This is a genomic window from Serratia sp. OLAL2 (assembly GCF_002752475.1).
GTDB classification, from domain to species: Bacteria; Pseudomonadota; Gammaproteobacteria; order Enterobacterales; family Enterobacteriaceae; genus Serratia; species Serratia bockelmannii.
Window position 1 is genome coordinate 282671 of sequence record NZ_MSTL01000020.1, and the last position, 11704, is coordinate 294374.

Sequence of the window (11704 nt, forward strand, 5' to 3'; positions counted from 1 at the left end):
AGGGCTTATAATGCCCTCCCCACAGGCCGTTATAATGATCAGCATGAAATACCGTGACTTACGCGATTTCCTCTCGTTGCTGGAGAAGAGAGGGGAACTAAAACGCATCAGCCAGCCGATCGATCCTTACCTGGAAATGACGGAGATTGCCGATCGCACCCTGCGGGCAGGCGGCCCGGCATTGCTGTTTGAAAACCCGAAAGGGTACGACATGCCGGTGCTGTGCAACCTGTTCGGCACCGCCAATCGCGTGGCGATGGGCATGGGGCAGGAAGACATCAGCGCGCTGCGCGAAGTCGGCAAACTGCTGGCGTTTCTCAAAGAACCGGAGCCACCGAAAGGCTTCCGCGATCTGTTCGACAAAATGCCGAAGTTCAAGCAAGTGCTGAACATGCCGACCAAGGTGCTGGGGTCCGCGCCTTGTCAGGAGCAGGTATGGCAGGGTGAGGATGTCGATCTGGGCCGTATTCCGGTGATGCACTGCTGGCCGGAAGACGCCGCGCCGCTGATCACCTGGGGGCTGACGGTGACCCGTGGCCCGCATAAGGAACGGCAAAACCTCGGCATCTATCGTCAGCAGGTGCTGGGCAAGAATAAAGTGATCATGCGCTGGCTGTCGCATCGCGGCGGCGCGCTGGATTATCAGGAGTGGTGCCAGGCGCACCCCGGCGAGCGTTTCCCGGTTGCGGTGGCGCTGGGTGCCGATCCCGCCACTATCCTCGGTGCGGTCACGCCGGTGCCGGATACCCTGTCTGAATATGCCTTTGCCGGGCTGCTGCGCGGCAATAAAACCGAAGTGGTCAAGTGTCTTTCCAACGATCTGGAAGTGCCAGCCAGCGCCGAAATCGTGCTGGAAGGCTATATCGAGCCGGGTGAAATGGCGCCGGAAGGCCCCTACGGCGACCACACCGGTTACTACAATGAAATCGACCAGTTCCCGGTATTTACCATCACGCACATCACCCAGCGTCGCAACGCGATCTACCACTCGACCTATACCGGCCGCCCGCCGGATGAGCCGGCGATCCTGGGCGTGGCGCTGAATGAAGTGTTCGTGCCGATCCTGCAAAAACAGTTCCCGGAAATCGTCGATTTCTATCTGCCACCGGAAGGGTGCTCGTACCGCCTGGCGGTAGTGACCATGAAAAAACAGTACGCCGGCCATGCGAAACGCGTGATGATGGGCGTCTGGTCGTTCCTGCGGCAGTTTATGTACACCAAATTTGTTATCGTCTGCGATGACGACGTCAATGCGCGCGACTGGAACGACGTAATTTGGGCGATCACCACACGAATGGATCCGGCAAGGGATACCGTTCTGGTGGAGAATACGCCGATCGACTATCTGGACTTCGCCTCGCCGGTTTCCGGTCTGGGTTCGAAGATGGGGCTGGACGCCACCAATAAATGGCCGGGTGAAACCGATCGCGAATGGGGCCGTCCGATTCAGATGGATGAAAAGGTACGTGCGCGCGTCGACGAAATCTGGGATGAGCTCGCAATCTTCAGTGACAGGGAACCGACGCTGTAGCGTCAGGCCCTGTTCTCAGCTTTGCATTGATGACCCGACAGAGGGAACGCATGACAATATTGAGCTGTAAAGTGACCTCGGTAGAGGCCATTACCGATACGGTTTATCGGGTACGTCTGGTGCCCGAGCAGCCGTTTTCTTTCAAGGCAGGGCAATATCTGATGGTGGTGATGGACGAGCGCGACAAGCGCCCGTTCTCGCTGGCATCAACCCCGACGCAGCAAGAGTACATCGAGCTGCATATCGGTGCTTCGGAGCTGAATCTGTACGCCATGGCGGTGATGGATCGCATCCTGAAAGAGCAGGCGATCACCGTTGACGTGCCGCATGGCGACGCCTGGCTGCGGGAAGAGGGCAGCCGTCCGCTGGTGCTGATCGCCGGCGGCACCGGTTTCTCTTACGCGCGTTCAATCTTGTTGACCGCGCTGGAGCAGCAGCCCGATCGCGACATTTCCATCTACTGGGGCGGGCGTGAGCTGAAGCACCTGTACGATTTGAGCGAGCTGGAAGCGCTGTCGTTGCAGCATCCGAATCTGAAGGTGATCCCGGTGGTCGAGCAGCCGGAAGCCGAATGGCGCGGCCGCAGCGGCACCGTGCTCAGCGCGGTGCTGCAGGATTTCGGTACGCTGGCGGAGCACGACATCTACATCGCCGGGCGTTTCGAGATGGCGAAAATCGCCCGCGAGCGTTTCTGCGCCGAACGCGGCGCGCAGGAAGCGCATATGTTTGGCGACGCGTTTTCGTTTATCTGACCGAGGCGATACGCAGTGAACGGGGTGGCCGAGGGTCGCCCCGTTTTTATTTGGGCGCCGGCAAACTTCAGGCATAAAAAACCCGCCCCTGACAGGCGGGAAGAACGGCAACTAAACTTGGCGGGATGCCGCGATTTGAAGTGGTGACGCGGTCATCCCAAGATAGACACAGCTAAACGCGTTCAAACACGGTGGCGATGCCCTGGCCCAGGCCGATGCACATGGTCGCCAGGCCGAACTGTGCGTCGCGGCGTTCCATGTTGTTCAACAGGGTGGTCGAGATGCGGGAGCCTGAACAGCCCAGCGGGTGGCCGAGCGCGATGGCGCCGCCGTTCAGGTTAATCTTGTCGTCGATACTGTCCATCAGCCCCAGATCTTTGATGCACGGCAGCGACTGGGCGGCGAACGCTTCGTTCAGCTCGAACAGATCGATGTCCTGCACGCTCAGGCCGGCGCGTTTCAGCGCCAGCTTGCTGGCCGGCACCGGGCCGTAGCCCATGATGGAAGGATCGCAGCCGACGACCGCCATCGAGCGGATGCGGGCGCGGGCCTTCAAACCGAGCGCTTTGGCGCGCGACTCGCTCATCAGCAGCATGGCGGAAGCGCCGTCCGACAGGGCGGAAGAACTGCCAGCGGTGACGGTGCCGTTGACCGGATCGAACGCCGGACGCAGGGCCGACAGGCTTTCGACGGTGGTTTCCGGGCGAATGACTTCATCGAAATCGTAACGGGTCAGCACGCCGTCGGCGTCGTGGCCGTTGGTCGGAATGATCTCGTTTTTAAAGTAACCCGCCAGCGTCGCTGCATGTGCGCGCTGGTGGGAGCGGGCAGCAAACTCATCCTGCATCTGGCGGCTGATGTTGTGCATCTTGGCCAGCATTTCGGCGGTCAGCCCCATCATCCCGGCGGCTTTTGCCACGCTGCGGCTCAGCCCCGGATGGAAATCCACGCCGTGGTTCATCGGCACATGGCCCATGTGTTCCACGCCGCCGATCAGGCTGACGTGTGCGTCGCCAACCATGATGGCGCGCGCCGCGTCGTGCAATGCCTGCATCGAAGAGCCGCACAGGCGGTTAACGGTCACCGCCGGCACGCGGTGCGGGATTTCGGCCAGCAGTGCGGCGTTGCGGGCGATGTTGAAGCCTTGCTCCAGCGTCTGCTGCACGCAGCCCCAGTAAATGTCATCGATCTCGGCGGCGTCCAGCGCCGGGTTACGGCTCAACACTTCACGCATCAGGTGAGCGGAGAGATCTTCGGCGCGCACCTGGCGGAAGGCGCCGCCCTTGGAGCGGCCCATCGGCGTGCGTACGGCATCAACAATAACTACGTTTTCCATCTTTATGACCTCATGCCGGTTGGCGGGTAGCGACGTCGGACAGCGGTGTCGCCACCGGGTAGTAGCTTTCATTGCGCTCGGCCTTGGCGCGCAGACCGGCCGGCACCTGATACAGGGCGCCGAGGTGTGCGTAACGCTGGGCCAGCTCAACGTAGTTGGCGGTGCCGAGCGTATCCAGGTAGCGGAATGCGCCGCCATGGAACGGAGGGAAACCGATGCCGTACACCAGTGCCATATCGGCTTCCGCCGGGCTGGCGACGATCTTCTCTTCCAGGCAACGCACCACTTCGTTGATCATCGGGATCATCATGCGCGCAACGATCTCTTCGTCGCTGATGGTCTGGCGCGGTTGGCTCACTTCGGCCAGCAGCGCATCGGTCTGCTCGTCGTTGTCCTTGCGCGGCTTACCTTTGTTGTCCTGGCTGTAGCGGTAGAAGCCCAGCTGGTTTTTCTGACCGAAGCGCTGGTTGTCGAACATCACGTCAATGGCATCGCGATAGTCTTTGCTCATGCGCTCCGGGAAGCCGGCCGCCATTACCGCCTGCGCGTGGTGTGCGGTGTCGATGCCCACCACGTCGAGCAGGTAGGCCGGGCCCATCGGCCAACCGAACTGTTTTTCCATCACTTTATCGATCTGACGGAAGTCGGCGCCGTCGCGCAGCAGCAGGCTGAAACCGGCGAAGTATGGGAACAGCACGCGGTTGACGAAGAAGCCCGGGCAGTCGTTCACCACGATCGGCGTTTTGCCCATGCGGCTGGCGTAGGCCACCACTTTGGCAATGGTCTCGTCGCTGGTTTGTTCGCCGCGGATGATTTCAACCAGCGGCATGCGGTGTACCGGGTTAAAGAAGTGCATGCCGCAGAAGTTTTGCGGGCGCTTCAACGATTTTGCCAGGTGATTAATCGGAATGGTCGAGGTGTTCGACGCCAGAACGGTCTCTTCGCCGATCAGGTTTTCCACTTCCGACAGTACGGCGGCTTTGACCTTCGGGTTCTCCACGACCGCTTCGACGATCACCTGCGCGCGCTCGATGCCGGCGTAGTCCAACGTTGGTTGAATGGTCGACAGCACCTGCGCCATTTTCAGGCCATCCAGTTTGCCGCGTTCCAGCTGCTTATTGAGCAGCTTGGCCGCTTCGTTCATGCCCAGCGTCAGCGATTTGTCGCTGATGTCCTTCATGATCACCGGCACGCCTTTCAGCGCCGATTGGTAGGCGATGCCACCGCCCATGATGCCGGCGCCCAGCACCGCCGCCTGTTTCGGCGCGTCCACATTCTTGGCCAGCTTTTTCGCCTGGCCTTTCACGAACTGATCGTTAAGGAAGATGCCGACCAGCGCACGCGCTTCGTTGGATCGTGCCAACGGCACGAAGCTGGCGGTTTCCAGTTTCAGTGCCTCATCGCGGCCCAGCTTGGCGGCGGCTTCAATGGTTTTCACCGCGGTCATCGGTGCCGGGTAATGTTTACCGGCGGTCTGCAGCACCATGCCTTTGGCGGTGGTGAAGCTCATTGCCGCTTCGATCGGGCTGAGCTTCAGCGGCTCCAGCTTAGGTTGACGTGCGGCGCGCCAGTCCAGCTTGCCGTCGATCGCCTGTTGCAGCATTTTCAGCGCCGCTTCGGCCAGTTTTTCCGGTGCTACCACCGCATCCACCAGGCCGACTTTCAACGCGTCTTTGGCGCTGACGTCTTTGCCGGCGGCGATGATTTCCAGCGCGCTGTCGTTACCCAGCAGGCGTGGCAGGCGGACAGAACCGCCGAAGCCCGGCATGATGCCCAATTTGGTTTCCGGCAGGCCGATGCGCGCGTCCGGTGAGGCGACGCGGAAATCGGTCGCCAGAATGCATTCGCAACCGCCGCCGAGTGCATAGCCGTTAATGGCCGAAATGGTCGGTACCGGCAAATCTTCCAGCCGGTTAAAGACGTTGTTGGCGAATACCAGCCACTCGTGCAGCTTTTCAGCCGGCGCGGCGAACAGAGAAAGGAATTCGGTGATATCGGCGCCGACGATAAATGCGGCTTTGGCGGAGCGCAGCAGCAGCCCCTTGAGCTCTGGCTGGTTTTCCAGCACGGTGAGCGCTTCGCCCAGGCTGGCGACGGTGCGGGTGTCCAGCTTGTTGACCGAGCCTGATGCGTTGAACACCAGCTCGGCGATGCCGTTATCGAGCCAGTGCAGTTGTAATGTTTCGCCTTGGTAGAGCATGTCTATCTCCTGAATCAGCGTATGATCTGGTATGACCAGATGAAGAGGAGTGTGGTTTTTATGTTAAAAATATGCAAATGAGAGATTGCATATTTGCTGGTCGGATCACATGTCGCCAAGTTAGTTTTTTGATTTGAAACGAAGTTATATTTTATGTGCTATCGGCATTTGCTGGAGTGTGTCGGCACTCATACACTTGCTCGCAGCGAATGAACATTCAGACGAGGTTACGCATGACTAAGGCGGCTTGTGTTAAACGCAGCGGCTTGTGGGCATTCCCGCCAGAACCATGGCGCTGGCGTGTCTGTTGGTGTTTATGGCGCAAATGGCGACGACCGTGTATTTGCCTTCGCTGCCAACGGTGATGCGGGAGCTGGCGATGAGCCGGCGTGCCACCGAGCTGTCCATTTCAATCTTCGTCATCGGCGCCGCCTTGCCGGTGCTGTTTTGGGGCGCGGCCGCCGATCGCTTTGGCCGCCGCGCGCCCCTGACGCTGTCTTTGTTTCTTTTCATTGGCTGCAGCGGGCTGTTGGCGCTGTGCAGCAACGGCGCCCAATTGCTGACGCTGCGTGCGCTGCAGGGCGTGGGTGCCGGCGGTGCGGCGATCATCGCGCGTATCATCGTGCGGGATAACTGGAGCGGTGACGAGCTGGCGCGACGGCTGTCGGTGCTCTCCATCGCTTTTATCACCGCGCTGGGCGGCGGCCAGTTCGTCGGCGGCCTGCTCAGCCAATATTCACACTGGCAGATGGGCTTCGTCTTGATGGGCGCCACCGGTTTGGCCATTCTGGCGCTGATGGCGACGCTGCCGCTGGAGGCAGGGCGCGCTCGTGGGCCACGTCCGGCGATGGCGGCCACCTACTTCGCCATCCTGCGGCGGCCGGGATTTTTTTGGCCGGCCTGCGTCGGTGGGCTGGGTTTTGCCACCACGGTGACACTGCAGGAAGTGAGTCCGTTCGTCATGCAGCAGGGGTTTGGTCTCAACGTCACGGCGTTCGGCGCCCTGGGGCTGGTGATCGGCGTCGCCTACTTCAGCGGGGCGCTGACGGTGAACCGTACGGTGGCGCGTCTCGGCGGGAAAAAACTGATGCAGGCCGGCAGCGGCATCGTGGCGCTGGCGACGGCGGCGATCCTGCTGCTGTGGTGGAGCGGCGTCCTGGCCGGCCTTTCCGGTATGGCGCTGTTCATTGCGCTGTATTGCCTGACCATTTTTGGCCAGGCGGTGCTGTTTCCCAACAGCATGGCGATGGCGGTCAGCGACGCCAAAGAGTACGGTGCCTATGCGATGGCGCTGTGCGGCTTTCTGCAGCAGTGTCTGGCGGGCGTCGCCGCGGCCGGTGCGGTGTTGTTGGAACACCATGGCCTGTGGGCGCTGGCGATAGCGCTGCTCGGTTTGGGCGGCTGGTTAATGGTTAAGCTGCGGATGTAACGGCATTTGCAGGGAATTGCGAGCTGCTCCGCATGCCCAACGCGATGAGGTTGGAGCGTCGGAGCGCTGTGTTAAGATGACTTCTTTCGTGCTAAGGCATAAGGGTACTGTGATGGAAACGCTGGCTTCTTTGTATAACGACCACCTAGCAGAGCTGCAAAAACGCGCGCGCGAAGTGCTGGAGCGCAACAAGTTGGATGCGCTGCTGATTCACTCCGGGGAACTGCAAAAGGTATTTTTGGACGACCATAGCTATCCGTTCAAAGTGAACGCGCATTTCAAAGCCTGGGTGCCGGTGACGTCGGTGCCGAACTGCTGGTTGTGGATAGATGGCGTCAACAAGCCGAAGCTGTGGTTCTACTCCCCGGTTGACTACTGGCACAGTGTAGAGCCGCTGCCGGACAGTTTCTGGACCAAATCCCTCGAATTGATGCCGCTGGCCAACGCCGACGCCATCGCGCAGCAGCTGCCGCCGCAGCGTGAGCGCGTCGGCTATATCGGTTATGCCCAACAGCGCGCCCGCGATCTCGGCATCCCTTCGGAAAACATCAACCCGAAAGCGGTGCTGAACTACCTGGATTTCCACCGTTCGATTAAAACCGGCTATGAGCTGGCCTGCATGCGCGAAGCGCAGAAGACGGCGGTAACCGGCCATCGTGCCGCGCATGAGGCCTTCCTCTCCGGCATGAGCGAATTCGACATCAATCTGGCCTACCTGACGGCTACCGGCCACCGCGATACCGATGTGCCTTACGACAACATCGTGGCGTTGAACGAGCACGCTTCGGTGCTGCACTACACCAAGCTGGATCATCAGCCGCCGGCCGAGTCCCTGAGTTTTCTGATCGACGCCGGGGCAGAATATAACGGCTACGCCGCCGATCTGACGCGTACCTATGCGGCGCAAAGCGGCAGCGAGTTCGCTCATCTGGTGAAAGATCTCAATAGTGAACAGCTGGCGCTGATCGACACCATTAAAACCGGCGTGCGCTATACCGACTACCATGTGCAGATGCACCAGCGCATCGCCAAGTTGCTCAAGAATCACAAACTGGTGAATGGCCTCAGCGAAGAGGCGATGGTTGAAACGGGCATCACCACGCCGTTCCTGCCGCACGGGTTGGGCCATCCGTTGGGCCTGCAGGTGCACGACGCCGCTGGCTTTATGCAGGATGAGCAAGGCACCCATCTGGCGGCGCCGTCCAAGTATCCGTTCCTGCGTTGTACCCGCGTGTTGCAGCCGGGCATGGTGTTGACCATCGAGCCGGGTCTGTACTTCATCGAATCTCTGTTGGCGCCGTGGCGCAGCGGTGAGTTCAAGCAGCACTTCGCCTGGGATCGCATCGATGCGCTGAAACCGTATGGCGGTATTCGCATCGAAGACAACATCGTGATCCATGAAAAGCGTATCGAGAACATGACGCGCGATCTGAACCTGGCCTGATGCGGCCGTACCCGATACCGGCGGAAGCAACCCGCTTTACCGAAGAAATAAAGAAGAGCCGTTTTATCACCCTGCTGGCGCCAACCAGCGGGGTAGAAGCGGCAAAGGCGTTTATTCAGCAGGTGCGGGATGAGCACCCGGCGGCGCGGCACCATTGTTGGGCCTTCGTCGCCGGTAGCCCCGATGACTCACAGCAGCTGGGGTTCTCCGACGATGGAGAACCGTCGGGCACCGCTGGCAAACCGATCCTCGCGCAGCTGATGGGCAGCGGTATCGGCGAAGTGACCGCCGTGGTCGTTCGTTACTATGGCGGCGTCAAGTTGGGCACCGGCGGGCTGGTGAAAGCCTATGGCAACGGTGTTCAACAGGCGTTGAAGCAGCTGGTGTTGGTAGAAAAGGTGCCGGAAGCCGAATATATCTTGCAGTGCGACTATGCGCAGTTGGCGCTGGTGGAGAACTTGCTGCAGCAAACCGCAGGTCGGATCCTGCAGGGCGAATACGGTGCCGCCGTCGTGCTGCATCTGGCGTTGCCGGCCACCGAGGTCGAGCTGTTTGGGAATAAATTGCGTGATCTCAGTCGCGGTAATTTGCAATTAACCCCCATTTCGCAATAATTCCTCCCAATTGAATTGCTAAGGATCGTGCTGAAATGCATTTTCGCGCCATAACCCGTATCGTTGGTCTGCTGGTCATCCTGTTCTCCGGGACGATGTTTATTCCCGGCCTGGTGGCATTGATTTATCGCGATGGGGCGGGGCGCGCGTTCAGCCAAACGTTCTTCGTGGCGCTGACCATCGGGCTGATGCTGTGGTGGCCGAACCGCAAGCAAAAACACGAGCTGAAGCCGCGTGAAGGCTTCCTGATCGTCGTGCTGTTCTGGACCGTGCTGGGCAGCGTGGGGGCATTGCCGTTCCTGTTTTCGGAACGGCCCAATTTGTCGCTGACCGACGCCTTCTTTGAATCCTTCTCGGGATTGACGACCACCGGTGCGACGACGCTGGTGGGGCTGGACTCGTTGCCGAAGGCTATTCTTTTCTATCGCCAAATGCTGCAATGGATGGGCGGCATGGGGATCATCGTGTTGGCGGTGGCGATACTGCCGATACTCGGCGTCGGCGGCATGCAGCTGTATCGGGCGGAAATGCCCGGGCCGCTGAAAGATAACAAGATGCGTCCACGCATCGCCGAAACCGCCAAAACCCTGTGGCTAATCTATGTGTTGCTGACCGTCGCCTGTGCGCTGGCGCTCTGGGGGGCTGGGATGTCGGTGTTCGATGCCATCGGCCACAGTTTCTCGACCATCGCCATCGGCGGTTTTTCTACCCACGACGCCAGTATCGGTTATTACGCCAGCCCGACCATCAACACCATCATCGCCGTGTTCCTGCTGATTTCCGGCTGTAACTACGGCCTGCACTTCGCTTTGCTGAGCGGCCGCAGCCTGAAGGTGTATGGGCGCGATCCTGAATTCCGCATGTTTATCTTCGTTCAGTTGACGTTGGTGGTGGTGTGTACGTTGGTGCTCTGGGGACATGGCGTCTATAAGAGCGGTATGGAAACGCTCAATCAGGCGTTCTTCCAGGTGGTATCGATGGCGACTACGGCCGGTTTCACGACCGACAGCATCGCCAAGTGGCCGCTGTTCCTGCCGATGTTGTTGCTGTGCTCGGCGTTCATCGGCGGTTGCGCCGGCTCGACCGGCGGCGGCCTGAAGGTGATCCGTATCCTGCTTCTGTACCTGCAAGGTTCGCGCGAGTTGAAAAGGCTGGTGCACCCCAACGCGGTCTATACCATCAAATTGGGCAACCGTGCGCTGCCGGAACGCATTCTGGAGGCGGTGTGGGGATTCTTCTCTGCTTATGCGCTGGTGTTTATCGTCAGCATGCTGGCGATCATTGCCACCGGCGTTGACGACTTTTCCGCGTTCGCCGCAGTGACGGCAACGCTCAATAACCTCGGCCCCGGTCTGGGCGTAGTGGCGGATAACTTCACCACGATGCCGGCGGCGGCCAAGTGGGTCCTGGTGGTGACGATGCTGTTCGGGCGCCTGGAAGTGTTTACATTGCTGGTGCTGTTCACGCCAACCTTCTGGCGTGAGTAAGCCTGATATAAGGAGTAGGCCATGAAGGCATTGATACTTTATTCGAGCCGTGACGGGCAAACACGTGCTATCGCTTCTTATATAGCAAGCAAGTTGCAGGACACGCTGCGTTGTGAGGTGATCGATCTGCTGCAGGCAGAACAGGTCGATCTTAACCAGTATCAGCAGGTGATGATCGGCGCTTCTATCCGTTACGGGCACTTTAACCCGGCGCTGGATAAATTCGTCAAGCGTCATGCTGAGCAGTTGAATCGGATGCCGAGCGCATTCTTTGCCGTCAACCTGACCGCGCGCAAACCGGAAAAGCGTTCGCCACAAACCAACGCCTATACCCGCAAGTTCCTGTTGGCTTCGCCGTGGCAGCCAAAACAGTGCGCGGTGTTTGCCGGCGCATTGCGTTATCCGCGCTATCGCTGGTTCGATCGCATCATGATTCAATTCATTATGCGTATGACGGGCGGTGAAACGGATACCAGTAAGGAAGTGGAGTACACAGATTGGCAACAGGTCGACCGCTTTGCCCAGGAATTTAGCCAGATCCAGTACGAAAAGTGACAAAAACGCGGGTTTGGCCAGCGTTTTGCCGAAAAAATCCGCGCTTGAAAAGTTTTTTGCATTTAGGGGTTGCGGCCCGCCGAGAACTCCCTATAATGCGCCTCCACTGACCGGGAACAACGACTGACAAGCCGCCGGGTCAGCGAGAGAAAAGCGAAATAAACGCTTGACTCTCCGGGTGAAAAGCGTAATATACGCCACCTCGAGTTAGCAAGCGAAAGCGACTAACTCACCGCTCTTTAACAATTTATCAGACAATCTGTGTGGGCACTCCACAAGACGATATCCAGCATCTTAGGATGCAAAAAATATCAAGTCTTGAAGAGTGACTAACTGAAGTAAAATTCATGCAGTAA

General features: G+C 59.3%; 9 protein-coding genes. 7 read left to right on the top strand and 2 right to left on the bottom strand.

Translation table 11 applies throughout. The features are described from left to right. Window positions 1-34: 34 nt before the first annotated feature. Window positions 35-1531, top strand: a complete 1497-nt coding sequence (gene ubiD, locus BVU99_RS23215) for a 4-hydroxy-3-polyprenylbenzoate decarboxylase (protein ID WP_099816950.1) — start codon at window positions 35-37, stop codon at window positions 1529-1531. 50 nt (window positions 1532-1581) lie between these two features. Then, window positions 1582-2283: an NAD(P)H-flavin reductase gene (gene fre / locus BVU99_RS23220; protein ID WP_025304927.1), complete on the top strand. Its 702-nt coding sequence runs from the start codon at window positions 1582-1584 to the stop codon at window positions 2281-2283. 172 nt (window positions 2284-2455) lie between these two features. Here the strand turns inward: fre and fadA are convergent, their stop codons facing one another. Continuing rightward, window positions 2456-3619, bottom strand: coding sequence for an acetyl-CoA C-acyltransferase FadA (gene fadA / locus BVU99_RS23225; protein ID WP_025304928.1), 1164 nt, complete (start codon window positions 3617-3619; stop codon window positions 2456-2458). A gap of 10 nt (window positions 3620-3629) precedes the next feature. Beyond that, on the bottom strand, window positions 3630-5819 hold the full coding sequence (fadB, locus tag BVU99_RS23230) for a fatty acid oxidation complex subunit alpha FadB (protein WP_043137486.1): 2190 nt from the start codon (window positions 5817-5819) through the stop codon (window positions 3630-3632). A 268-nt stretch (window positions 5820-6087) separates the two neighbouring features. Between fadB and BVU99_RS23235 the strand changes: the two genes are divergently transcribed. The 5 genes from BVU99_RS23235 to hemG all read left to right on the top strand — a co-directional run bounded on the left by BVU99_RS23235 (window position 6088) and on the right by hemG (window position 11348). After that, entirely contained in the window at window positions 6088-7248 is a 1161-nt protein-coding gene (locus tag BVU99_RS23235) for an MFS transporter (RefSeq protein WP_244590516.1), read from the top strand. A gap of 112 nt (window positions 7249-7360) precedes the next feature. After that, entirely contained in the window at window positions 7361-8692 is a 1332-nt protein-coding gene (pepQ, locus tag BVU99_RS23240) for a Xaa-Pro dipeptidase (protein ID WP_025304931.1), read from the top strand. After that, the gene (locus tag BVU99_RS23245; protein ID WP_016929437.1) at window positions 8692-9306 is read left to right on the top strand and encodes an IMPACT family protein; all 615 of its coding nucleotides are present in this window, start codon (window positions 8692-8694) and stop codon (window positions 9304-9306) included. The genes pepQ and BVU99_RS23245 overlap by 1 nt, the downstream gene beginning before the upstream one ends. A gap of 35 nt (window positions 9307-9341) precedes the next feature. Then, window positions 9342-10793 (top strand): Trk system potassium transporter TrkH, encoded by a 1452-nt coding sequence (gene trkH, locus BVU99_RS23250; protein ID WP_025304932.1) that lies wholly within the window; start codon window positions 9342-9344, stop codon window positions 10791-10793. A 21-nt stretch (window positions 10794-10814) separates the two neighbouring features. Continuing rightward, window positions 10815-11348 carry a menaquinone-dependent protoporphyrinogen IX dehydrogenase gene (hemG, locus tag BVU99_RS23255; RefSeq protein ID WP_043137471.1) on the top strand — a complete coding sequence of 178 codons (534 nt, stop codon included), beginning with the start codon at window positions 10815-10817 and terminating at the stop codon, window positions 11346-11348. The last annotated feature ends 356 nt before the right edge of the window (window positions 11349-11704 follow it).

Excerpts from the sequence above, each read along its gene's own strand:
- ubiD (WP_099816950.1), top strand. The coding sequence starts at position 35 with ATGATCAGCATGAAATACCGTGACTTACGCGATTTCCTCTCGTTGCTG.
- fre (WP_025304927.1), top strand. The coding sequence starts at position 1,582 with ATGACAATATTGAGCTGTAAAGTGACCTCGGTAGAGGCCATTACCGAT.
- fadA (WP_025304928.1), bottom strand. The coding sequence starts at position 3,619 with ATGGAAAACGTAGTTATTGTTGATGCCGTACGCACGCCGATGGGCCGC.
- fadB (WP_043137486.1), bottom strand. The coding sequence starts at position 5,819 with ATGCTCTACCAAGGCGAAACATTACAACTGCACTGGCTCGATAACGGC.
- pepQ (WP_025304931.1), top strand. The coding sequence starts at position 7,361 with ATGGAAACGCTGGCTTCTTTGTATAACGACCACCTAGCAGAGCTGCAA.
- BVU99_RS23245 (WP_016929437.1), top strand. The coding sequence starts at position 8,692 with ATGCGGCCGTACCCGATACCGGCGGAAGCAACCCGCTTTACCGAAGAA.
- trkH (WP_025304932.1), top strand. The coding sequence starts at position 9,342 with ATGCATTTTCGCGCCATAACCCGTATCGTTGGTCTGCTGGTCATCCTG.
- hemG (WP_043137471.1), top strand. The coding sequence starts at position 10,815 with ATGAAGGCATTGATACTTTATTCGAGCCGTGACGGGCAAACACGTGCT.